The sequence below is a fragment of the Pseudomonas alkylphenolica genome (genome assembly GCF_016009175.1).
Classification (GTDB): Bacteria; Pseudomonadota; Gammaproteobacteria; order Pseudomonadales; family Pseudomonadaceae; genus Aquipseudomonas; species Aquipseudomonas alkylphenolica_B.
This window is the reverse complement of sequence record NZ_JADUCM010000003.1, coordinates 52,430-74,735: the sequence shown is the minus strand read 5'-3', so window position 1 is coordinate 74,735 and position 22,306 is coordinate 52,430. Positions and strand designations below refer to the sequence as shown.

19 protein-coding genes are annotated in these 22,306 nt (G+C 60.9%); 9 read left to right on the top strand and 10 right to left on the bottom strand.

Going from position 1 to position 22,306, the window contains the following annotated elements; all coding sequences use genetic code 11:
- Positions 1–13 precede the first annotated feature (13 nt).
- Positions 14–355 (top strand): zinc ribbon domain-containing protein YjdM, encoded by a 342-nt coding sequence (locus I5S59_RS04755; protein WP_128322832.1) that lies wholly within the window; start codon positions 14–16, stop codon positions 353–355.
- Positions 356–490: 135 nt separating this feature from the next.
- Positions 491–739 carry a hypothetical protein gene (locus I5S59_RS04750; RefSeq protein WP_197875616.1) on the top strand — a complete coding sequence of 83 codons (249 nt, stop codon included), beginning with the start codon at positions 491–493 and terminating at the stop codon, positions 737–739.
- Positions 740–853: 114 nt separating this feature from the next.
- Here the strand turns inward: I5S59_RS04750 and I5S59_RS04745 are convergent, their stop codons facing one another.
- The 5 genes from I5S59_RS04745 to I5S59_RS04725 all read right to left on the bottom strand — a co-directional run bounded on the left by I5S59_RS04745 (position 854) and on the right by I5S59_RS04725 (position 5,562).
- A complete protein-coding gene (locus tag I5S59_RS04745; RefSeq protein ID WP_128322834.1) occupies positions 854–1,471 on the bottom strand; it encodes an FKBP-type peptidyl-prolyl cis-trans isomerase in 618 nt (205 codons plus the stop codon).
- An 86-nt stretch (positions 1,472–1,557) separates the two neighbouring features.
- Positions 1,558–1,863: a DUF6482 family protein gene (locus I5S59_RS04740; RefSeq protein ID WP_197875615.1), complete on the bottom strand. Its 306-nt coding sequence runs from the start codon at positions 1,861–1,863 to the stop codon at positions 1,558–1,560.
- Positions 1,864–2,011: 148 nt separating this feature from the next.
- Positions 2,012–2,500 carry a TIGR00645 family protein gene (locus I5S59_RS04735; RefSeq protein ID WP_038614811.1) on the bottom strand — a complete coding sequence of 163 codons (489 nt, stop codon included), beginning with the start codon at positions 2,498–2,500 and terminating at the stop codon, positions 2,012–2,014.
- Positions 2,501–2,622: 122 nt separating this feature from the next.
- Positions 2,623–2,964: a hypothetical protein gene (locus I5S59_RS04730; RefSeq protein ID WP_197875614.1), complete on the bottom strand. Its 342-nt coding sequence runs from the start codon at positions 2,962–2,964 to the stop codon at positions 2,623–2,625.
- A 159-nt stretch (positions 2,965–3,123) separates the two neighbouring features.
- Positions 3,124–5,562 (bottom strand): Lon protease family protein, encoded by a 2,439-nt coding sequence (locus I5S59_RS04725; RefSeq protein WP_197875613.1) that lies wholly within the window; start codon positions 5,560–5,562, stop codon positions 3,124–3,126.
- 278 nt (positions 5,563–5,840) lie between these two features.
- Between I5S59_RS04725 and I5S59_RS04720 the strand changes: the two genes are divergently transcribed.
- The 4 genes from I5S59_RS04720 to I5S59_RS04705 all read left to right on the top strand — a co-directional run bounded on the left by I5S59_RS04720 (position 5,841) and on the right by I5S59_RS04705 (position 9,296).
- On the top strand, positions 5,841–6,329 hold the full coding sequence (locus tag I5S59_RS04720; protein ID WP_128322837.1) for a DUF3015 domain-containing protein: 489 nt from the start codon (positions 5,841–5,843) through the stop codon (positions 6,327–6,329).
- 77 nt (positions 6,330–6,406) lie between these two features.
- Positions 6,407–8,260, top strand: a complete 1,854-nt coding sequence (locus I5S59_RS04715) for a DUF4105 domain-containing protein (protein ID WP_197875612.1) — start codon at positions 6,407–6,409, stop codon at positions 8,258–8,260.
- Between the two features lie 115 nt (positions 8,261–8,375).
- Positions 8,376–8,732 (top strand): hypothetical protein, encoded by a 357-nt coding sequence (locus I5S59_RS04710; protein ID WP_197875611.1) that lies wholly within the window; start codon positions 8,376–8,378, stop codon positions 8,730–8,732.
- A 66-nt stretch (positions 8,733–8,798) separates the two neighbouring features.
- Positions 8,799–9,296 carry a GreA/GreB family elongation factor gene (locus tag I5S59_RS04705; RefSeq protein WP_197875610.1) on the top strand — a complete coding sequence of 166 codons (498 nt, stop codon included), beginning with the start codon at positions 8,799–8,801 and terminating at the stop codon, positions 9,294–9,296.
- Here I5S59_RS04705 and gdhA read toward each other — a convergent pair.
- Complete coding sequence (gene gdhA / locus I5S59_RS04700) at positions 9,293–10,630, bottom strand: NADP-specific glutamate dehydrogenase (protein WP_197875609.1); 1,338 nt, start codon at positions 10,628–10,630, stop codon at positions 9,293–9,295. The genes I5S59_RS04705 and gdhA overlap by 4 nt on opposite strands.
- A gap of 245 nt (positions 10,631–10,875) precedes the next feature.
- Complete coding sequence (gene ettA / locus I5S59_RS04695; RefSeq protein ID WP_128322842.1) at positions 10,876–12,540, bottom strand: energy-dependent translational throttle protein EttA; 1,665 nt, start codon at positions 12,538–12,540, stop codon at positions 10,876–10,878.
- A 267-nt stretch (positions 12,541–12,807) separates the two neighbouring features.
- Between ettA and I5S59_RS04690 the strand changes: the two genes are divergently transcribed.
- The 3 genes from I5S59_RS04690 to I5S59_RS04680 all read left to right on the top strand — a co-directional run bounded on the left by I5S59_RS04690 (position 12,808) and on the right by I5S59_RS04680 (position 18,765).
- Positions 12,808–16,635: an EAL domain-containing protein gene (locus I5S59_RS04690; protein WP_197875608.1), complete on the top strand. Its 3,828-nt coding sequence runs from the start codon at positions 12,808–12,810 to the stop codon at positions 16,633–16,635.
- Positions 16,636–16,819: 184 nt separating this feature from the next.
- Positions 16,820–18,073: a serine hydroxymethyltransferase gene (gene glyA / locus I5S59_RS04685; protein WP_128322844.1), complete on the top strand. Its 1,254-nt coding sequence runs from the start codon at positions 16,820–16,822 to the stop codon at positions 18,071–18,073.
- Positions 18,074–18,225: 152 nt separating this feature from the next.
- Positions 18,226–18,765: a hypothetical protein gene (locus tag I5S59_RS04680; protein ID WP_197875607.1), complete on the top strand. Its 540-nt coding sequence runs from the start codon at positions 18,226–18,228 to the stop codon at positions 18,763–18,765.
- Between the two features lie 72 nt (positions 18,766–18,837).
- Here I5S59_RS04680 and yjiA read toward each other — a convergent pair whose 3' ends face one another.
- The 3 genes from yjiA to I5S59_RS04665 form a co-directional block, all read right to left on the bottom strand.
- Positions 18,838–19,803 carry a GTPase gene (yjiA, locus tag I5S59_RS04675; RefSeq protein ID WP_197875606.1) on the bottom strand — a complete coding sequence of 322 codons (966 nt, stop codon included), beginning with the start codon at positions 19,801–19,803 and terminating at the stop codon, positions 18,838–18,840.
- A gap of 84 nt (positions 19,804–19,887) precedes the next feature.
- On the bottom strand, positions 19,888–20,085 hold the full coding sequence (locus tag I5S59_RS04670; RefSeq protein WP_028944033.1) for a YbdD/YjiX family protein: 198 nt from the start codon (positions 20,083–20,085) through the stop codon (positions 19,888–19,890).
- Between the two features lie 18 nt (positions 20,086–20,103).
- Positions 20,104–22,170, bottom strand: coding sequence for a carbon starvation CstA family protein (locus I5S59_RS04665; RefSeq protein ID WP_128322847.1), 2,067 nt, complete (start codon positions 22,168–22,170; stop codon positions 20,104–20,106).
- Positions 22,171–22,306 lie beyond the last annotated feature (136 nt).

The following is a 22,306-nucleotide window of genomic DNA, read 5'->3' as shown; positions in this document are numbered from 1 at the left end:
TTGAGGAACCCTAGTGAGCACTTTGCCACCCTGCCCTAAATGCAACTCCGAATACACCTACGAAGACGGCACCCAGCTGATCTGCCCCGAGTGCGCCCACGAGTGGTCTGCAGCCGGTGACGCCGAGGCTGTGAGCGACGAAACCGTCAAGAAGGATTCGGTGGGCAACGTCTTGCAAGATGGCGACACCATCACCGTGATCAAGGACCTGAAGGTCAAGGGCACCTCCCTGGTGGTCAAGGTCGGCACCAAGGTCAAGAACATTCGCCTGTGTGATGGCGACCATGACATCGACTGCAAGATCGACGGCATCGGCCCGATGAAGCTGAAATCGGAATTCGTCCGCAAGGTCTGAACCCCGCCGGTTTCGGGGCTGCCTGCCAGCCTCGGAACCTCTCGCCCATGACCATTGGGCGACTTTTTGACAATAGTCTCTTGCTATTTTGATAATAAGAATTATTCTCATTGGACGCTTCCAAGGAGAATAGCCATGACTTATCTGATAGACGCCTGGCTTGACCGCCCACACCCTTACCTGCGCATCCTGCACCGGGAAACCGGCGAAGTCTGTGCGGTGCTCGAAGAAGAGGCGCTGGATGAACTGCGCGACCAAGGTGATCTGGACCTTACCGGCCTGAATTCAAGCGAGCCTATCGTGCTCAAGGAACTGGTGCGCAACCTGTTCCTGTTCTGCTACGCCCGGGCATTGCGCCCTGGCGGTGGAACCGAATGGAACTGAAAAAGCATCGCTGGCTACGCCAGCTCCCACACAGGCCCCGTTGATCGTCAGATCAGCGCAGTCACTGTGGGAGCCGGCCTTGCCGGCGATGAGGGCCGCAGGCCCTCGAAGCACTTACAGTACGTCGAGCAGCTCGACGTCGAACACCAGAACGCTGTGCGGCGGGATGCTGCCAACGCCCTGAGCGCCGTAAGCCAGCTCGCTCGGAACGTACAGGCGCCATTTGCTGCCGGCGTTCATCAGTTGCAGGGCTTCGGTCCAGCCGGCGATCACGCCGCCAACCGGGAACTCTGCAGGCTGGCCACGCTCGTAGGAGCTGTCGAACACAGTGCCGTCGATCAGGGTGCCGTGGTAGTGGGTGCGCACGCTGTCTTCGCGGGTTGGCTTGGCGCCTTCACCGGCGGTCAGCACTTCGAACTGCAGGCCCGAGGCCAGGGTGGTGATGCCGTCACGCTTGGCGTTTTCAGCCAGGAAGGCTTTGCCTTCGCCAGCAGCCGCTTCGGCTTTGGCCGCAGCTTCTGCCTGCATGATTTCACGGATGACTTTGAAGCTGGCCGACAGGTCTTCTTCGCTGACGCGGCTGTCTTTGCCGTTGAAAGCGTCGGTCAGGCCAGCCAGGATGGCGTCCAGGCTGACACCCGGTGGCGGGTTGTCACGCAGTTGGCCACCCAGCTGACGGCCGATGCCGTAGCTGACGCGAGTTTCGTCGGTAGACAGGTTGATTTCGGACATTTGCTTGCTCCGCTGCAGGGCGCACGACAACCGCGCCCTTTATGAAAAGGGCGAGCAGCCTAGCACACTGCGCTGGTGCTGTTCAGCTACCAGGCAGAACGTCTGGGCATCGGTATTTTAAGGTCGCCGTCACCGGTATTGCTGCCGCCGACCATCTCGTCGTCCATTGACCAGTGCACCATGTGCATCGGCACCGTAGGCAAGCCATCAAGCAGACGTTGTGCGTCAACCACCGAGTGCACTTTTACACGCTGCCCGTGCTTGTCAGCCAGTGGATGGGCATGCCCGTTTACCCGGGCCTCGATGATGAAGTCGCCGCCTTCCAGGGCGATCAGGTTGAGTTCTTCGACATGGCCGGCCCTGGCCTCGGTGCTCAGTTGTTGAAGGTTCATGGTGATACCTCGCTACTGGAACGTTGAGCGGGTACTACGAGTGACCGTTCATTTTTTGTACAGCACGCGCCAAAGCACAAGGTAAAAACGCACCCGCCCGTCCGTTTTGCAACGGACGGGCGGTCGTGTTTCAGGCATGGATGCCGGATCAGTGCTTGGTCAGCTTGTCCAGATAACCCATGGCGAACGCCGAAACCACGAAGGTCATGTGGATGATCACGTACCACATGAGGTACTCGGTCTCGATGTTGCGCGCGTCCATGAACACCCGCAGCAGATGGATCGAGGAGATTGCCACGATGGAGGCCGCGACTTTCATCTTCAGCGAAGACGAGTCCATCTTGCCCAGCCAGTTGAGCTTTTCCTTGTCCTCGTCGATATCCAGTTGCGAGACGAAGTTCTCGTAACCGGAAATCATCACCATCACCAGCAGGCCGCCCACCAGGGCCATGTCGATCAGCGACAGGATGACCAGGATCAGGTCGGCTTCGGCAAGGGAGAAGATATTGGGCAGCACATGGAAGATCTCCTGGAAGAACTTCAGTGCCAGTGCCAGCAGGCCCAACGACAGACCAAAATAGATCGGGGCGAGCAGCCAGCGCGAGGCATACATCGCATTTTCGATAATACGTTCCATTGAAAACTCGTCAGGTGGCGAAAAAAGCGAGCGCGAGTATAACAGCCAGCCATAACAGAAAAAGCCCGTGGCACGCTGCCACAGGAGGATTACGCGGCGTGTTGCCGTGGTGCGGTGAAGCGTCAGGTTTCCGGATGGAACTGGAAGTCACCGACGTGATGCACACGCTCACCATTGATCCGCCGAAGCTGCGCCTGCAGATGCACACACCATATCTGTGGATCATCCGCCACCTGATAACCGTGCAGGGTCAGGCTGTCGACAATGGCATCGAGCACCGATTCGGCTACGAAAGGTCCGTGAAACGGCCCTTGGGCCTTGATTGCGGATGGCTGCTCGCCAGCCATGCCGGCGGCAAACAAAAGGGTCCACATGCCGTTGTCGCCGGACAGTGGGCGAATGCTGCATTCAATGCGGGTCACCAGGCCCAGGCATTGGCGGGTGAGGCTGAGGCTGCGCGGCATGGCGTCGATCCTCGATAAACCCTGAGTCAACCCCGCAGGCAGGGCTGTTTCTGTCCTGGAATGACTACGATCCTTGCACTGAAGAATAGAAGAAAACTGCTGCTGCGTGGGATTACCGGCGCCCAGCGGTCATGACCGCTGAGGCGCCGGTTAATTGACTCAGGTTGGTTTGACCTGCGCCAGGGCTTGCTCGGCCTGTTCCTTTTCGGCCTCCTTGAGTTCTTCCTCGCTGAGCATTTCGGCGATGTCCCGCAAGCGCTCGACCACCCGGGCGTTGACGCTGCCTTCGGGAAACTCGCCGTCGGCATCCGGCTCACCCGCCGGTTCACCGACCAGCAGGCTCAGCGCCTCATCGGCCTGACTGACTGCATAGACGTGGAACATACCGGCACGCACGGCCTGCAATACCCGTTCATCAAGCATCAGGGTGGCGACGTTGGCCCGCGGGATGATCGCCCCTTGCTCACCGGTCAGGCCGCGTGCTTCGCAGAGCCGGAAGAAGCCCTCGATTTTCTCGTTGACCCCGCCGACCGCCTGCACTTCACCAAACTGGTTGATAGAACCGGTAATGGCGAAACACTGCTTGAGCGGGGTTTTCGACAACGCCGAAATCAGCGTGCAGGCCTCGCCCAGCGACGCACTGTCGCCGTCCACATAACCGTAGGACTGCTCCAGGGCGATACTCGCCGAAATGGCCAGCGGGAACTCCTGGGCATAGCGGCTTCCCAGGTAGCCGGTCAGGATCATCACGCCCTTGGAGTGGATTGGCTGGCCGAGGTTGACCTCACGCTCGATATCGACGATGCCGCTGCCGCCGGGGTACACCGTGGCCGAGATGCGCGCCGGTACGCCAAAGGCCGAATCACCGACTTCCAGCACGGTCAGACCGTTGCACTTGCCCACTGCGGCGCCTTCGGTATCGATCAGGATGATCCCGGCCAGCATGTCGTCCAGAATCCGCGCCGACACGCGGCCCGTGCGGGTGGCCTTGGCCTTGAGGGCACGTTCGATGTGCCCGGCATCGGTCATCTCGTCGTTGGCCAGGTGGCGAATGAAGTCCGCCTCGCTGACCAGCTGGAACAGGTCGCCAATGCGTGCCGACAACCGCCCCTGGTGTTCGGCCAGGCGTGCACTGTACGTCGCCAGGCGCGCCACGGCGTCGGCGCTCAGCGGTGCCATGCCCTCTTCGCTGGTGCGTGTCTTGAGCAACTGGGCGAACTGCTCCAGGCTCTCGTCGACCATCGGGATGTCTTCGTCGAAGTCCACCAGTACCCGGAACATCTCCTGGAAGTCCGGATCATGGTCCTGCAAGGCGTAATACAGCTGGCGGGAGCCGATGATCACCACCTTGATGTTGAGCGGGATCATCTGCGGGTTGAGGGTGACGGTCGCCAGGCGACCGAACTCACCCAGCGGCGATTCCATCTTCAGCTTGCGCGACTGCAGGGCGCGCTTGAGCGCATCCCAGACGAACGGCTCACCGAGCATCTTCTCCGCTTCAAGGATCAGGAAACCACCGTTGGCCCGGTGCAAGGCGCCCGGGCGCAGTTGCCGGTAAGTGGTGTACAGCGCGCCCTGGTCGGTGCTGTATTCGATACGGCCGAACAGGTTGTCGTAGGTCGGGTGCGGCTCGAACACCACCGGCGCACCGCCGCTGACGTGATGCCCCACTACCAGGCTCGGTGCGTACTGCTCTTCCAGCAGCTTGCGCGCCTGGGCGTCGGTCTTGCTGTCATCGACCAGTTGCTCGACCACGGTGCGCAACAGGTTGACCTGCATGGCCTGCAGGTAGGCACACACCGCAGCGTTCTCCGCATACTTTTCCGACAGCGGGGACAACAACGGCTGGAGTGCCAGGGTGATGGTTTCTTCGTTCAGCTGACGCAGTTGATTGTTCGACTCGCGCTTCCATTGCGGCAGACTGGCCAGCTCCTCGTTAAGGCGCTCCTCCAGTTCGGCGATGTCGTCATGAAAGCGTTCACGCTCGGCTTCCGGCAGCTGGGCGAATTCTGCCTCGTCCAGCGCCTTGCCGTCGGCCATCGGGGTAAAGGCGACATTGCTGCTGTCGCGGTACAGGGCCACGTCTTTTTCCAGCGAAGCCCGTTCGATCACATCCAGAGCACGGTCATAACGCTGGTTGAATGCGCGATCGATAGCGCTCTTTTTCTGCTGGTACGACGGGTGTTCGAACACTGCGGGGAAGGTCGCCAGCAGGTTGTCGATCAGCCCGCCAACATCACTGATGAACGCGCCCGCGCTGCCTGGCGGCAGCTCCAGGGCGCGCGGCTCACGGGGCTCGTCGAAATTGTTGACGTACACCCAGTCGGCTGGCGTCTGCAGGCGCTTGCCTTCCGCCTTGAGGTAACGTTTGACGAACGAAAAACGCCCGGTGCCGGGCTCACCCATGACAAACACGTTGTATCCGGGACGGGGCATGGCGACGCCAAACTGCAAGGCTTCGACAGCACGTTCCTGGCCAAGCACACCGCGAAAAGGCTCCAGATCATTGGTGGTGGAAAAGGCGAACTGTTCGGCGGAAAACGGCCGGGTCAAGGCTTCTGGCGCAAGACGCAGGCTCGCAGCAACAGGATCGGGCATCGGGCTTCCTTACTTCGGCGGGGCAGATGACGGCATTCTGGCGCCGCCTGCCCGCGCCTTGCAAGGCTCATCGGCACAATATGTCGCATGTCCCAAACCTGTCCGGCGTCAATTTTTTCAAGCAATTTTTGGCAATAAACCACGGAACCCTTAGATCGTGCCTAAACTCCAAGCTGCGCGGCCGGGTATAGACCTGCCCGGCCCTTGGCAACTGGTACCGATCCAGGTGCCAGACAACCCTGACCTTTGCTATCGATGACTAGAATGAGAACAAAGCTATGAAACGGATTCTTCTGGGTACTCTGTTCACCGCGGTTTCCATCAATGCCATGGCCCAGGCCCCGGGCGGCCCGGATTGCGGCTGGGGCAACATGCTGTTCGAGGGCCAGCGCGGCACCCCCGCCCACTTCCTCGCCTCCACCACCAACGGCACCTCCGGCAACGCCACCTTCGGCATGACCTCGGGCACCAACGGTTGCTCGACCAACGCCGCGCTGACCTACGGTGGCAAATCCTGGATTGCCATGAATGGCATGATGAACGAACTGTCCGAAGACATGGCCAAAGGCCAGGGCGAAGCCCTGACGACCTATGCCGTGGTCCTCGGTGTCGCTCCGCAAGACCGCGCGCACTTCGCCGCTGTCACCCACGAGCACTTCCAGCAGATCTTCACCTCGGCAGACGCCACCGCCGACGATGTCCACAGCAACACCCTGGCCGTACTCAAGGCCGATCCACGCCTGGCCAAATACGCAACCCCGGCTTAAGCTCGGCCTTCCCGCCCCTCCCGGGGGGCGGGATGTTTCCTGCCTCTATCGGCATCATTCAGACGTAGTTGCCCGACATGCTCAAACGCCTTGCTTACCTGGCGCTCTGTGTTTGCGCCCCGCTCCACGCTACCCCTTCGTTCGATGATGCACGCCTTGCGCAACTGGCGGCCGACCGTTACTGGATCGCCCTGGGGCACTATGAAACGGCCAAGCTTGGTGGCTGGCGCAGCTACGTCGATGACCGGCAGTTTTTCCTTGCCGAAGACGGTGCGCACCACCCCGACCAGGAGTTGCGCGCTACGCTCCAGGCCCTGTATGCGCCAGCCAGCCTCGGCGACAAACACGCACAGTGCGTGTTCCCTGCGCGTACCCGCTGGCTACGCGAGCAACTGCAGCTCGACGACCTGCCGGCACCGGATTGCAAGGAATACACCCAGTGGTTCAAGGACATTGCCCCGCACAGCGCAGTGATGATCTTCCCCGCGGCCTACCTCAATAGCCCCTCCTCGATGTTCGGCCACACTTTGCTGCGCATCGACCAGGCCGACGTGCAAACCAACGACACCGCCCTGCTCAGCTACGCGATCAACTTTGGTGCCTACATCGAAGGTAGCGACAACAGTATTCTCTACGCCTGGAAGGGCTTGATGGGCGGCTACCCCGGGTTGTTCGCCCTGGTGCCCTACCAGGAAAAGCTCTCCGAGTACCGCAGCCTGGAAAACCGCGACCTGTGGGAATACCGGCTGAACCTGACCCCGGAAGAAACCGGGCGCATGGTCGAGCATGTCTGGGAGCTCAAACAGATCCAGTTCGACTACTTCTTTTTCGACGAGAACTGCTCCTACCGTCTGCTGGAGTTGCTCCAGGTCGCCCGCCCGAGCCTGGACCTGACCTCGCAGTTCCCGCTGACGGCGATTCCTACCGACACGGTCAAGGCGGTGAAGGAGTCCGGCCTTGTCGAACGTATCGATTACCGCCCGTCCCGCGAGCGCGAGCTGCTGGAACGGGCCAAACCGCTGGACGACAACGAACAACAACAGGTACTGGCCGTCAGTGCCGACACCGCACAGTTGCAAAGCCCTGAATTCACCGCCCTGCCCCGGGAACGTCAGGCGCTGGTGCAAGACGCCGCCTACCGTCTAGAGCGTTACCGCGCCAACGGCCGCGAGCGCGACCCCGAGCGCAGCAAGCGCAGCTTCGAACTGCTGCGGGCGATCAACCGCAATCCGCCGCCGGAGCTGGAGGTTGAACGCCCGGGACTGCCCGAGGACGGCCACGACTCACGCACCTGGCAGTTGGGCGCTGGCACTCGCGAAGACCGCGCGTTTGCGGAGTACGGCCTGCGCATGGCTTATCACGACCTCAACGACAATGCCTATGGCTTCCCGCTGGGTGCACAGATCGAGATTCTTCAGCTCAAGGTGCGTCAGTACGAGAACAACGACTGGCAGGTCCAGCGATTAGACCTCGCCACCATCCGCTCGCTAACGCCACGCAACGACCTGCTGCAACCCTGGTCGTGGCAGGTTACCGGCGGCCTGGAGCGGGTGCTGGGCAAGCATGACGATGAAGTGCTGGTCAGCCACGTCAACGGCGGCGCCGGCAGTACCTGGCAACTGACCGACGATATGCTGGGGTTTGCCCTGGGTACGGTTCGGGTCGAGCACAACAACGACTTCGCCCAGTTCATTGCTCCCGCAGCCGGCTTCAATACCGGGCTGCTCTGGCGCAACCCGCTGGGTAACTTCACCCTGGAAGCCAAGGGGGACTACTTCACCAATGGCGAGGTGCGCCGCAGCCTGAGTCTGAACCAGCAATGGGAGCTGTCACGCAACCTGGGCCTGAGACTCAGTGCCAAACGCGAGTTCAGCCAGCTGGCCACCGCGCAAAATGAGGTGATGCTGGAGGTGAAGTGGTATCACTATTGAGCCGGTCGCGGATAAATCCGCTCCCACGGGTTTTGCGCGATGGCTTCACGTCCTTTTGACACGGCACCGACAACTCCCCCACTAGACTTTCCCCGGCAAACGGAGAGTCTGACTTATGTGGCGGTATGGCGTGTTGTTGGGGATGGCGGTGCTGCTGACGGGTTGCCAGACAACCCACGAGCAATTGATCAATCAAGGCTATCCACCGGCGTATGCTGACGGCTTTCAGGACGGCTGCAGCAGCGGCCGCCAGGCGGCCGGGGTGATGGCCGGGGATTTTCGCAAAGACGTGCCGCGCTATCTGCACAACCGTCAGTACGAAACCGGTTGGGACGATGGCTTTCGCCAGTGCCACGCCATGCAGGAGAGCCAGGACCTGCAGGAGTACCAGGCACGCCACTGGGACGAGCGCGACGAGCAATGGCAGGAAGAAAAGGATCGCGACGCCGCCCGCGCCTATCGACGCAAATAGGTCGCAAGCAGGCAGCCCGTTCGACGCGGGATCTGTCAGCATGGTCTCACTGCACAGGAGACCACCATGAGTCGAGCATTCGTCAATGAAGACCAGGCCGCAGCCCAGGCCGACCAGCCCGTGGAGCGCCGGATCAGCGATCAGCCCAATCATGTTACCGCCACCGGGCTTGCTCAGTTGCAGCAACGGGTCAGCGAGTTGAACAGGCTGCGCAGCGAACTGCAGGCCCAGGGTGAACACGCCGACAAGCAGCACTTGGCCGACACCGAGCGCGACCTGCGCTACTTCAGCGCGCGCCTGCAGAGCGCCCACGTCGTGCCCAAGGCAACCGCCACGGACAAGGTGCAGATTGGCAGCTGGGTGAGTTTTGTCGATGAAAACAATCAGTCGCATCAGGTGCAACTGGTGGGCGAAGACCAGGCCGATGCTGCGCATGGCCTGGTCAACTGGGGTTCGCCCCTTGGCCGGGCGCTGCTGGGTGCTGCGCCCGGTGACGAAGTGCTGTGGCGACGACCTGCGGGCGATCAGTTGATCGAGATCGTCGCCATTACACCCGAGGGTTAGACCACGCCTTGCGCCAGCATGGCATCGGCGACTTTGACGAAGCCGGCGATGTTGGCGCCTTTGACGTAGTTGACCCGGCCATTTTCCTCGCCGTAGTGCACGCACGCGTGGTGAATCGACTGCATGATGTTGTGCAACTTGCTGTCGACTTCACCCGCTGTCCACAGCAGGCGCATGGCGTTCTGCGACATTTCCAGGCCACTGACGGCAACGCCGCCGGCGTTGGAGGCTTTACCCGGGGCAAACAGGATGCCCGCGTCGATAAAGATATCCACAGCCTCGAGGGTGGTTGGCATGTTCGCGCCTTCGGCGACGCAGATGCAGCCATTACGCAGCAGCGTGTGGGCGTCTTCGGCGTTGAGCTCGTTCTGCGTTGCGCACGGCAGGGCGATGTCGCACGGCAGGTTCCACGGGGTCTGGCCCTTGCGGAACTCCAGGCCGAAACGCTCGGCCAGTTCGCTGATGCGACCGCGCTTGACGTTCTTCAGCTCCATCACGGCATCCCACTGCTCGTCGGTCATGCCCGCTTCACAGAACAGGGTGCCTTCGGAGTCGGACAGCGAGATCACCTTGCCGCCCAGGTCCATGACCTTGCGTGCAGCGTACTGGGCGACGTTGCCGGAACCCGAGATGGCCACCCGACGGCCGTCGATACGCAGGTCCTGACGCTTGAGCATCTCTTCGGCGAAATACACACAGCCGTAGCCGGTAGCTTCCGGACGAATCAGGCTGCCGCCGTAGGTCATGCCCTTACCGGTCAGTACCGAAGTGAACTGGTTGGCCAGGCGCTTGTACTGGCCGAACATGAAGCCGATCTCGCGGGCGCCGACGCCGATGTCACCGGCCGGTACGTCCAGGTCTGCTCCGATGTGGCGGTACAGTTCGCTCATGAAAGCCTGGCAGAAGCGCATGACTTCAGCGTCGCTCTTGCCCTTCGGATCGAAGTCCGAACCACCCTTGCCACCGCCCATTGGCAACGAGGTCAGGGAGTTTTTGAATACCTGCTCGAAGGCCAGGAACTTGAGCACGCCAAGGTTCACCGACGGGTGGAAACGCAGGCCGCCCTTGTACGGACCAATGGCGCTGCTCATCTGGATACGGTAGCCACGGTTGACGTGGACCTTGCCTGCATCGTCGACCCACGAAACGCGGAACAGGATCGCGCGCTCAGGTTCGACCATGCGCTCGAGAATGCCGGCCTGCAGGTAATGCGGATTGGCCTCAAGGAAAGGCCAGAGGCTGCGCAGAACTTCTTCAACGGCCTGGTGGAACTCAGGCTGGGCAGGGTCGCGCTGTTTCAGGCGCGCAAGGAAATCTTCGACGGATTCGATCATAGACACTTCACCAGATAGAGATTTGGACTTATTGGTTTTTTTCCAGACTCTACCAAGAACCGGTCGCACCGGAACAGAGCGACATGTCGTTTTTATGAAATTAAATGGTGCATTTGTATAAGTGTATACATGTTCATTCGCCAAACCGGATCGCCGCAACGCCTTTCCCTTCGCGCATTGAAAGGGTTTGCCCGGCAAAAAAAACGGGACCCGAAGGCCCCGTTTCAGTGCAAAAACCCGAAGGCTTATGCCAGTTTTTTGTGCCGTACCCGATGCGGCTGGGCAGCAGCTTCGCCGAGGCGCTTCTTGCGGTCAGCTTCGTACTCGGTGTAGTTGCCTTCGAAGAACACCGCTTGCGAGTCGTCTTCGTACGCCAGGATGTGGGTGGCCACACGGTCCAGGAACCAGCGATCGTGAGAGATCACAATGGCAGCGCCCGGGAAATCCAGCAGGGCTTCTTCCAGCGAACGCAGGGTTTCCACGTCGAGGTCGTTGGACGGTTCGTCGAGCAGCAGGACGTTGGCGCCCTCTTTGAGGGTCAGGGCCAAGTGCAGACGGCCACGCTCACCACCGGAGAGGTCTTTGACGAACTTCTGCTGGTCGCCGCCTTTGAAGTTGAAGCGGCCGACGTAGGTACGCGACGGAATCTCGTAGGTGCCGATACGCAGCTGGTCGGAACCGTCGGAGATCTGCTGGAACACGGTCTTGTTGCCGTCGAGGTCTTCGCGGCTCTGGTCAACACAGGCCAGCTGCACGGTTTCACCGATTTCGATGCTGCCCGAGTCCGGCTGTTCCTTGCCCATGAGCATGCGGAACAGGGTCGACTTACCGGCGCCGTTACCGCCGATCACACCGACGATGGCGCCTTTGGGCATGGAGAACGACAGGTTGTCGATCAGCACGCGATCGCCATAGCCCTTGGTGACGTTCTTGAACTCGATGACCTTGTCACCCAGGCGCGGACCGGCCGGAATGTAGATCTCGTTGGTTTCGCTGCGCTTCTGGAATTCCTGCGACTGCATTTCTTCGAAGCGCTGCAGGCGGGCCTTGGACTTGGACTGACGGGCCTTGGCGCCTTTGCGCACCCACTCCAGCTCTTCCTTCATGGCCTTTTCGTGGGCCGACTGCTGCTTGGATTCCTGGGCCAGACGATCGGACTTGGCTTCAAGCCAGCCCGAGTAGTTGCCTTCGTACGGGATACCGGCGCCGCGGTCGAGCTCGAGGATCCAGCCGGCGACGTTGTCGAGGAAGTAACGGTCGTGGGTAATCGCTACCACGGTGCCCGGGAAGTCGTGGAGGAAGTGTTCCAGCCAGGCGACGGAGTCGGCATCCAGGTGGTTGGTCGGTTCGTCGAGCAGAAGCATGTCAGGTGCGGACAGCAGCAGGCGGCACAGGGCCACACGGCGCTTTTCACCACCGGACAGGTGCTCGACCTTGGCATCCCAGGCCGGCAGGCGCAGGGCGTCGGCCGCGACTTCCAGCTGGCGCTCAAGGTTGTGGCCATCGCTGGCCTGCAGGATGGCTTCAAGCTTGGCCTGTTCGGCCGCCAGCTTGTCGAAGTCGGCATCCGGTTCGGCATAGGCCGCGTAGACCTCATCCAGACGCGCCTGAGCGTCCTTGATGACGCTGACCGCTTCTTCGACCACTTCGCGCACGGTCTTGGTCGGGTCCAGCTGTGGTTCCTGCGGCAGGTAACCGATGTTCAGCTCAGGCATCGGACGCGCTTCGCCGTCGAACTCGGTGTCGACACCCGCCATGATCTTCAGCAGGGTGGATTTACCCGAGCCGTTCAGGCCCAGCACGCCGATCTTGGCGCCCGGGAAAAACGACAGGGAGATGTTCTTCAAGATTTCCCGCTTCGGCGGGACAACCTTGCCCAGCCGATGCATGGTATAGACGTATTGAGCCATGGAAAAACCTAGCGTCAGAGACGAAAAAATGGGTGCAATGCAGATGAAGGAAGCCGTAGCGTCCTGGAAAGGGCCAAAGCTACCGTAATGCGCCCGGTTGGGCAAACCGCCGACGAACAGGGCTGGCACTTTGCCACATTTGCGGGCATGCTAGCCGCCCTCCGGGCGTCGGGCTTATAGTGCGCATCCGGAGTCGCCGCCAGGACCGCGGCCCTTGCCAGCCAGCAACTCTAAACCTGCCATCCAGCCATACCGCAGGATCACCGTTTGACCAATCTCTCTCAGCCGACACCTTTGCGCAAACCGTCCAGCGCGTCCGGCTCGCCTTTACGCGGCTCGCTGAAAAGCGCGCTGGCCCTGCTGGTCCTGCTGCTGCTCGGCCTGCTGCTATGGCAACTGTTCGACCAGTACCGCCACACCCAGGCCGACCAGTACCAGCACAGCCTCAATGCCAGCGCCGAGCTGGCCGACCACATGGCCCTGAACATGTCGCTCAAGGCTCAGGTGGCGCACAACATCGTCCAGCCTTACCGTTCGTCGCCAAGTCCCGGGCAACTGCCTGCGGTGCTGACGCAGTTGCAGCAGCAGATGCCGGCCCTGCATAGCCTGGCCTGGGTCGATGCCCAGGGACAGGTACTGGCCGACAGCCTTGGCCAGACACCTGACCGCAGTACCCTGGATGAGATCGTGCGGCTGAATCAGGGCCACGACTACTTTTTCAGCAACTCAGCGGACAATCAGCACGTCTATCTATTGCTTCGTCAGTCTGGCGATACACCGGGTTATTGGTTGTTGCGCCTGAACTCGACCTACTACGGCGAGCTGACGTCGCACCTTGACCGCCCCAACCACCCCCTGTGGCTTCTGGAAAACAGCCGCACCGGCGAGATCATCAATCGCCACCAGCCAACCCCAGGCAGTGACGAACCCCTGCAAAGCGTGATGCTGGCATTTCTGGATAACAGTACCTGGCAATTGCGCGGCCTGTTCGACGCAGGGCTCGCCCGGCAACAACTGCTGCCAGCATTGGTGGGCAAGTGCCTGCTTGGCCTGTTCTGTGCCCTGCTCCCGCTGCTGGCCTTGTTCAACATGCGCCGGCGCCATCGCATGCTGCACGAAAGCCGTCGGCGCTATCACGACATTTTCGAGGGCACCGGCGTTGCCCTGTGCGTGCTGGACCTTTCCGGATTGCCCGCCCTGCTGGAACGTCACCGCCTGCGCAGCCGCCAGGCCCTGCAACAACGCCTGGCGTACGACTTGCCACTGCGTCGTGTCTTGCTGCAGGAGTTGAGGGTCACCGAGGTCAATCAGGTGGCGCTGCAGTTGCTGGGCGTCAATTGCTGCAACCAGGCCTGGCATTACCTGGTGGAAGGCGCGCAAGCCGGCACCGAAGGCATCGGCGTGCAGTTGCTCGAAGCCGTGCTGGACAACCAGCAGCAACTGGAGCTGGAGGTTCGCCTGCCTGGCAGCGACGGCCAGGACCTGCACCTGTGGCTGATGGTCAGGTTCCCCGAGCAGCAACAGGATTACCAGGCCGTGATCCTCAGCATCAGTGACATCACCAGCCGCAAGCAGGTCGAGTTGTCGTTGCTTGAGCGCGAAAGCTTCTGGTCGGATGTGGTCCGTACCGTGCCTGATCAACTGTATGTGCAGGATGTCAAAAGCCAGCAGATGATCTTCAGCAACCGCCACCTGGGCCAGACCCTGGGCTATGACCGCACGCAACTGGCCCAAATGGGCGAACGCTTCTGGGAGATCCTGCTGCACCCGGACGACGCCGAACTGTACCGACACATGCGCGAGAAGCAGCGCGAACCTGGCGGCGTCGACCAGCTGCATTGCCAATTGCGCTTCCGTCACCGCGATCAACGCTGGCTGCGCTTCGACATCCGCGAACAGGCCCTGAGCCGCGATGGCAACGGTGTTGTCACGCGAATCATCGGCGTGGGCAAAGACGTCACCGATCAGATTGAGGCCAGCGAGTCGCTGCGCGACAGCGAACAACGTTACCGCATGCTCGCCGAAAGCATCAGTGACGTGATCTTCTCGACCGACAGCCAGCTCCAGCTCAACTACGTCAGCCCTTCCGTACTGGCGGTGCTGGGTTATGAAGTGGAGTGGATCTTCGAGAACGGCTGGCAGTCGACCATTGCCAACCCGGCGCAGTTGACCGGTATCTACAACCTGATCGAGCGGGTCAATCGCGCCCTGGGCAATCCGCAGCAACTGGCGCAATTGCGTACCCAGTTGCCCAACCAGTTGTTCCTGTTCGATTGCCTGCGCGCCGACGGCCGCAAGATCCCCATCGAACTGCGGCTGGTGCTGGTCTGGGATGACCAGGAACATTTCGAGGGCATCCTTGGTGTCGGCCGCGATATCAGCCAGCAGCGCCGTGCCGAAAAAGACCTGCGCATGGCGGCCACGGTATTCGAACACTCGACCTCGGCCATCCTGATCACTGACCCGGCCGGCTACATCGTCCAGGCCAACGAAGCCTTCAGCCGGGTCAGCGGCCATGCCGTGGCCGATGTGCTCGACCAGTTGCCGGGCATGTTGACAGTGGATGAACAACAGGAAGCGCACCTGCGTTATGTGCTCAAGCAGCTCAACCAGCGCGGCACCTGGGAAGGCGAAGTCTGGCTGAAGCGGCGCAATGGTGAACACTATCCGGCCTGGGTCGGCATCACCGCTGTGCTCGACGATGAAGGCGACCTGGCCAGCTACGTGTGCTTTTTCACCGACATCAGCGAGCGCAAAGCCAGTGAACAGCGCATCCATCGCCTGGCCTATTACGACGCCCTGACCCACCTGCCCAACCGTACCCTGTTCCAGGACCGCCTGCATACGGCCCTGCAGCAGGCCGAGCGGCAGAAAGCCTGGGTGGTGCTGATGTTCCTCGACCTGGACCGCTTCAAGCCGATCAATGACTCCCTCGGCCACGCCGCCGGCGACCGCATGCTCAAGGACATGGCCGAGCGCCTGCTCGACTGCGTCGATGACGACGATACCGTGGCACGCATGGGCGGCGACGAGTTCACCCTGCTGCTGCAACCACGGGCAACCCGTGAGATGGCCCTCAACCGCGCCATCAATGTGGCCGAGCAGATTCTCAACAGCCTGGTGCGGCCATTCGTGCTGGAGAACCGCGAGTTCTTTGTCACCGCCAGCATCGGCATTGCCTTGAGCCCACAGGACGGCAGCGAACTCAGCCAGCTGATGAAGAACGCTGACACCGCCATGTACCACGCCAAGGAACGTGGCAAGAACAACTTCCAGTTCTACCAGGCCGACATGAACGCCAGTGCCCTGGAGCGCCTGGAGCTGGAAAGCGACCTGCGCCATGCCCTGGAGCAAAACGAATTCATCCTTTATTACCAGCCTCAGTTCAGCGGTGACGGCAAGCGCCTGACCGGTGCCGAGGCGTTGCTGCGCTGGCGCCATCCGCGCCGCGGACTGGTGCCGCCGGGCGACTTTATCCCGGTGATCGAAGAGCTGGGCCTGGTGGTGGATGTCGGCGACTGGGTGCTCAAGGAAGCCTGCCGCCAGCTCAAGGCCTGGCACCAGGACAAAGTGCGGGTGCCCAAGGTGTCGGTGAACATCTCGGCGCGGCAGTTCTCCGATGGCCAGCTGGGTACCAGGATTGCCACCATCCTTGAACAAACCGGGCTGCCGCCGGCGTGCCTGGAACTGGAACTGACCGAGAGTATCCTGATGCGCGAGGTCAACGAAGCGATGGTGATCCTCGATACCCTGAAGAAACTCGGCCTGAGCATTGCGGTCGACGACTTCGGTACCGGCTACTCATCGCTCAACTACCTCAAACAGTTCCCCATCGATGTGCTCAAAATCGACCGCACCTTCGTCGACGGTCTCCCCGAAGGCGAACAGGACGCGCAAATCGCCCGCGCAATCATCGCCATGGCGCACAGCCTGAACCTGGCGGTAATCGCCGAAGGCGTGGAAACCCACGAGCAACTGGAGTTTCTCCGCGAACACGGCTGCGACGAAGTTCAGGGCTACCTGTTCGGGCGGCCGATGCCAGCCAACCAGTTCGAAGCGCAGTTCAGCAACGAAACGCTGTTCATGTTCGAGTGATGCTGTGCCGATCCGGCCTCATCGCTGGCAAGCCACTTTGTAGAAGCCGGCTTGCCGGCGATGGAAACACCTTCCATCTCAGAATGAAGCCCACTTGTCTGCGACATGATGCCCTTTCATATGCCAGACAAAACCTGATGAGGTAGAATGCCCGCCTATTTCAGCACGATCCTTGAGGACCGCCATGTTCAGCCGTGATTTGACCATTGCCAAGTACGACGCCGATCTCTTTGCCGCTATGGAGCAAGAAGCCCAGCGTCAGGAAGAGCACATCGAGCTGATTGCTTCGGAAAACTACACCAGCCCGGCTGTCATGGAAGCCCAGGGTTCGGTTCTGACCAACAAATACGCAGAAGGCTACCCAGGCAAGCGTTACTACGGCGGCTGCGAATACGTCGACGTGGTTGAGCAACTGGCCATCGACCGCGCCAAGGAACTGTTCGGCGCCGACTACGCCAACGTCCAGCCGCATGCAGGCTCGCAAGCCAACGCTGCCGTTTACCTGGCCCTGCTGTCGGCCGGTGACACCATCCTGGGCATGAGCCTGGCCCACGGTGGTCACCTGACCCACGGCGCCAGCGTCAGCTCTTCGGGCAAACTGTACAACGCCGTTCAATACGGCATCGACGGCAACGGCCTGATCGACTACGACGAAGTCGAGCGCCTGGCTGTCGAGCACAAGCCAAAAATGATCGTTGCCGGTTTCTCGGCCTACTCGCAAGTGCTGGACTTCCCGCGCTTCCGCGAAATCGCCGACAAGGTCGGTGCCTACCTGTTCGTCGACATGGCCCACGTTGCCGGTCTGGTCGCTGCAGGCGTTTACCCGAACCCGGTTCCATTCGCCGACGTGGTAACCACCACTACCCACAAGACCCTGCGCGGTCCACGTGGCGGCCTGATCCTGGCCCGTGCCAACGCCGACATCGAGAAGAAGCTGAACTCCGCAGTATTCCCGGGCGCCCAGGGTGGCCCACTGGAGCACGTTATCGCCGCCAAGGCGATCTGCTTCAAAGAAGCACTGCAGCCTGAGTTCAAGGCCTACCAGCAACAAGTGGTGAAGAACGCCCAGGCCATGGCCGGCGTGTTCATCGAGCGCGGTTTCGACGTCGTTTCCGGCGGTACCCAGAACCACCTGTTCCTGCTGTCGCTGATCAAGCAAGAGATCTCCGGTAAAGACGCCGACGCTGCTCTGGGTCGCGCCTTCATCACCGTTAACAAGAACTCGGTACCGAACGATCCACGTTCCCCGTTCGTCACTTCCGGCCTGCGCTTCGGCACCCCGGCTGTGACCACCCGTGGTTTCAAAGAGGCCGAGTGTAAAGAACTGGCCGGCTGGATCTGCGACATCCTGGCTGACCTGAACAACGAAGCGGTGATCGATGCCGTTCGTGAGAAGGTCAAGGCCATCTGCAAAAAGCTGCCGGTTTACGGCAAGTAATCGCAGTTAGCAGAGGTGAAAAAGCCCGCAGCGATGCGGGCTTTTTTTTGCCCTGACGGTATACACATTCCCACTGCCCACTACGCTGCGATAAACCTAGTCTGAGATCCCGCACCTGAACGCCCCAGGTGCCCACTCGAGGACGTTCCAAGATGCTCACTCACCAGCAACAATCCTTCATCGCCGAGGTAAGCAGCCCAGGGGCTGACCTCAACTTTCTGGATGTCCTGCTCGGCCAGCCCGTGAAAATCATGCTTCCGGGTACGGGGGGAGGCGTATTCAGTGGTCGCTTCAACTACCGTGATGATTCACATCTGCTCAGCCATCAAGCCAGTACGCAGTCACCGCCGGTCCTGACGCTGTACTTTTCCCATACCGATAAGGGTTACCTGCTTTATGTCAGATCAAGCGGCCCGCAATTTGACAAAGCTATCAGCAGCTGCCCCTCAGGTGCGATTGGGGCCTTTCATCCCGACGAAGTGGCACCAACTCACTTTGAAATAGTCGGACCGAAAGGGCCTGTGACGCTATCCGATATAGGCGCAAGCCAGTTCACCTGTCTTTTGAGGGACCATAAATCAGGCAATTGCGTGCACCGTTCGAGGCGTCACGACTCCAGCCACATCTACCTGTTTTCCAACCAAAACGAGCAGTTACCCTTCAGGGTCAAAATTCTCGAACGCAACATTTGAGGCGAAAGAGTGCTTTGACGCCTGTGATAATCGAGAAGCCCTCGTCATTGCGCGGGCTTCATCTGTCGATAATCAGTTCAACGCCTTGAATCCCTCCTGGATCTTCGCCTCCGGCAGCTCATCGCCGATAAACACCATCACGCTCTCGCGCCTCTCGCCTTGGACCCACTCGGTATCCCAGTCAAAACCATAGAGCTTCAGCACGCCCTGGAAGACCAGGCGCCGATCTTCCCCGGCGATGTTGAGCACGCCTTTGTATCGCAACAACTGCTTGCCATGGTCTTCCAGCAACTGGTTCATGAAGTCGCTGAGCCGATCGATGTCCAGCGGGGTATCGGTGCGCAGCACCATGCTGGAGATGCGGTCCGGGGTGACAGCCTGGCTGACCGGACGCAAGCTCAGGCCGCCACCAAGGTCGGCATTGAGGTTGAAACCGCGTACATCGAGCAGTTCGGCCAGGTCAATGCGACCGTGCTCAACCACCCGGATCGGCGCTCGGCGGTTGATGCGCGCGAGACGCTCGCTCAGGGCCTGGAAGTCAGCCGGTTCGACCAGGTCGGTCTTGCTCACCAGCAAACGGTCGGCAAACCCCACCTGCGCCTGGGCAATGGCCTGGGTCAGGTGCTGGTCGGCGTGCGCGGCATCGACCAGGGTGATGATGCCGTCGAGGATGTAGCGCTCGCGCAACTCCTCGTCGATAAAGAAGGTTTGTGCCACCGGTGCAGGATCGGCCAGGCCCGTGCATTCGATCACCAGGCGGTCGAAGGCAATTTCGCCAGCGTCCAGACGCTCCAGCAGCAGGAACAAAGCCTTGGTCAGGTCGGTGTGGATGGTGCAGCAAACGCAGCCGTTGGCCAGGGTCATGACCTGTACCGGTTCATCGCCCAACAGCTGGGTATCGATGCCGGCATCACTGAATTCGTTCTCGATCACGGCGATCTTAAGGCCGTGTTCGGCCTTGAGCAGATAGCGCAGCAAGGTGGTCTTGCCGGCCCCCAGAAAGCCGCTGAGCACTGTTACGGGAATGGGCGCGTGCAAACGAAAATCTCCTGAACTGAAAATGACTGTGGGAGCACGGCAAGCCGTGCTCCCACAGGTTCTACGGGCGTCAGGCGCTGTAGATCAACAGCACTTCGGCCCACCCTTGCCACCGTAACGGGCTTCCTGGCGTTCGCGGAAAAACGCCTCGTAGCTCATCACCGGCTTGTCCGGGTGTTTGGTCTGCATGTGCTCGACATAGTTGTCGTAGTCGGGCATGCCGACCATCAGGCGGGCTGCCTGCCCCAGGTACTTACCCAGTCGACCCAGATCGTTGAACATCACTGCATTCCTCTTGGGTTACGCATCCGGTTGAGCCTGGAACGGGGTTTCCTTGTCGGTGCGTTCTTTCTTGCCCAGGGCGGCGATGCCGACCTTCAGAGCGAAGAACAGAATGCTGAACACCACGAACAGGAACAGGATGGTCAGACCAGCGTTGGTGTAGGCGTTGAAGATCACGTGCTGCATCTGGCCGATGTCCTTGGCCGGTGCCAGTACCTGCCCGGCGTCGAGCGCCACGCTGTACTTGTTGGCCAGGGCCAGGAAGCCAACGGCCGGGTTCGGATCGAACAGCTTGATGAAACCGGCAGTGGTGGTGCAGATCAGCAGCCAGACAGCTGGCAGCAGGGTGACCCAGATGTACTGCTGGCGCTTCATCTTGATCAGTACCACGGTGCCGAGCATCAAGGCGATACCGGCGAGCATCTGGTTGGAGATGCCGAACAGTGGCCACAAGGTGTTGATACCACCCAGTGGATCGATCACGCCCTGGTACAGCAAGTAACCCCAAAGGGCCACGCAACCGCCGGTGGCCAGCAGGTTGGCGCCCCAGGATTCAGTGCGTTTGAGGGCCGGAATGAAGCTGCCCAGCAGGTCCTGAAGCATGAAACGACCGGCACGAGTACCGGCGTCGACAGCGGTCAGGATGAACAGCGCCTCGAACAGGATCGCGAAGTGGTACCAGAAGGCCATGGTGTTTTCACCCGGCAGCACCTGGTGGAGGATCTGAGCAATACCTACCGCCAGGGTCGGCGCACCACCGGCACGGGCCAGGATGGTGTGCTCACCGATGTCCTTGGCAACCGCTTCAAGGGCGTCAGGGGTAATCGCAAAGCCCCAGCTGCTGACCGTCTGGGCAACCGACACGACATCGGCACCGACCACGGCGGCCGGGCTGTTCATGGCAAAGTAGACACCCGGCTCGATCACCGAGGCAGCCACCATGGCCATGATCGCCACGAACGACTCCATCAGCATGCCGCCGTAACCGATGTAGCGGGCATTGGTTTCGTTATCCAGCAGCTTGGGCGTGGTGCCCGAGGAGATCAGCGCGTGGAAGCCCGACACCGCGCCACAGGCGATGGTGATGAACAGGAACGGGAACAGGGTACCTTTCCACACCGGGCCGGTACCGTCGGTGAACTGAGTCAGCGCCGGCATTTTCAGCTCGGGTGCGATGATCAGGATACCGATGGCCAGGCCAACGATGGTGCCGATCTTGAGGAAGGTCGACAGGTAGTCACGTGGCGCCAGCACCAGCCAGACCGGCAGCACGGCGGCAACGAAACCGTAACCTACCAGCATCCAGGTGATCTGCACGCCGGTGAAGGTGAATGCCGGGCCCCAGACCGGATCTGCGGCAACCTGGCCCCCCAGCCAGATCGACAACAGCAACAGCACCACGCCGATCACCGAGATTTCGCCAATGCGGCCCGGACGGATGTAGCGCATGTAGATGCCCATGAACATCGCGATCGGTATGGTCGCCATCACCGTGAACATGCCCCATGGGCTCTCGGCCAGGGCCTTGACCACGATCAGGGCCAGCACCGCGAGGATGATGATCATGATCAGGAAGCAGCCGAACAGGGCGATGGTGCCCGGAATCCGGCCCATTTCCTCGCGCACCATGTCACCCAGCGAGCGACCGTTGCGGCGGGTGGACATGAACAGCACCATGAAGTCCTGCACCGCACCGGCCAGCACCACGCCGGCGATCAGCCAGAGCGTGCCGGGCAGGTAGCCCATCTGCGCTGCCAGCACCGGGCCCACCAGGGGACCTGCACCGGCAATGGCGGCAAAGTGGTGACCGAATAGAATGTGTTTGTTGGTCGGGACATAGTCCAGGCCATCATTGTTGAGCACTGCCGGGGTAGCCCGACGAGGGTCCAGCTGCATCACCTTGGTGGCGATAAACAGGCTGTAGTAGCGGTAGGCGACCAGGTAGATGGCCACCGAAGCGACGACAATCCACAAGGCGTTGATGGCCTCGCCACGACGCAGGGCGACCACACCCAGCGCACAGGCTCCTATGACTGCCAGCGCCAGCCACGGAATGTGACGTAGCAGGCTATTATTGTTGTTCATGGTTTGCTTCCAGCTAGTGGATAAAAGACAGCCTTTCGAGTCTAGCGATACTGACGGGAAAGACCAGCCCCCACGTTGGTCTAGAGCCTTCAACGCGGACTGAACAACAGTCGTTATGCGCCCTTGCGCGAGCCTT

What these genes read in the sequence shown, in the direction of transcription:
- I5S59_RS04750 (WP_197875616.1), top strand. Translation starts at nt 491, where the DNA reads ATGACTTATCTGATAGACGCCTGGCTTGACCGCCCACACCCTTACCTG.
- I5S59_RS04745 (WP_128322834.1), bottom strand. Translation starts at nt 1,471, where the DNA reads ATGTCCGAAATCAACCTGTCTACCGACGAAACTCGCGTCAGCTACGGC.
- I5S59_RS04740 (WP_197875615.1), bottom strand. Translation starts at nt 1,863, where the DNA reads ATGAACCTTCAACAACTGAGCACCGAGGCCAGGGCCGGCCATGTCGAA.
- I5S59_RS04735 (WP_038614811.1), bottom strand. Translation starts at nt 2,500, where the DNA reads ATGGAACGTATTATCGAAAATGCGATGTATGCCTCGCGCTGGCTGCTC.
- I5S59_RS04730 (WP_197875614.1), bottom strand. Translation starts at nt 2,964, where the DNA reads ATGCCGCGCAGCCTCAGCCTCACCCGCCAATGCCTGGGCCTGGTGACC.
- I5S59_RS04725 (WP_197875613.1), bottom strand. Translation starts at nt 5,562, where the DNA reads ATGCCCGATCCTGTTGCTGCGAGCCTGCGTCTTGCGCCAGAAGCCTTG.
- I5S59_RS04720 (WP_128322837.1), top strand. Translation starts at nt 5,841, where the DNA reads ATGAAACGGATTCTTCTGGGTACTCTGTTCACCGCGGTTTCCATCAAT.
- I5S59_RS04715 (WP_197875612.1), top strand. Translation starts at nt 6,407, where the DNA reads ATGCTCAAACGCCTTGCTTACCTGGCGCTCTGTGTTTGCGCCCCGCTC.
- I5S59_RS04710 (WP_197875611.1), top strand. Translation starts at nt 8,376, where the DNA reads ATGTGGCGGTATGGCGTGTTGTTGGGGATGGCGGTGCTGCTGACGGGT.
- I5S59_RS04705 (WP_197875610.1), top strand. Translation starts at nt 8,799, where the DNA reads ATGAGTCGAGCATTCGTCAATGAAGACCAGGCCGCAGCCCAGGCCGAC.
- gdhA (WP_197875609.1), bottom strand. Translation starts at nt 10,630, where the DNA reads ATGATCGAATCCGTCGAAGATTTCCTTGCGCGCCTGAAACAGCGCGAC.
- ettA (WP_128322842.1), bottom strand. Translation starts at nt 12,540, where the DNA reads ATGGCTCAATACGTCTATACCATGCATCGGCTGGGCAAGGTTGTCCCG.
- glyA (WP_128322844.1), top strand. Translation starts at nt 16,820, where the DNA reads ATGTTCAGCCGTGATTTGACCATTGCCAAGTACGACGCCGATCTCTTT.
- I5S59_RS04680 (WP_197875607.1), top strand. Translation starts at nt 18,226, where the DNA reads ATGCTCACTCACCAGCAACAATCCTTCATCGCCGAGGTAAGCAGCCCA.
- I5S59_RS04670 (WP_028944033.1), bottom strand. Translation starts at nt 20,085, where the DNA reads ATGTTCAACGATCTGGGTCGACTGGGTAAGTACCTGGGGCAGGCAGCC.
- I5S59_RS04665 (WP_128322847.1), bottom strand. Translation starts at nt 22,170, where the DNA reads ATGAACAACAATAATAGCCTGCTACGTCACATTCCGTGGCTGGCGCTG.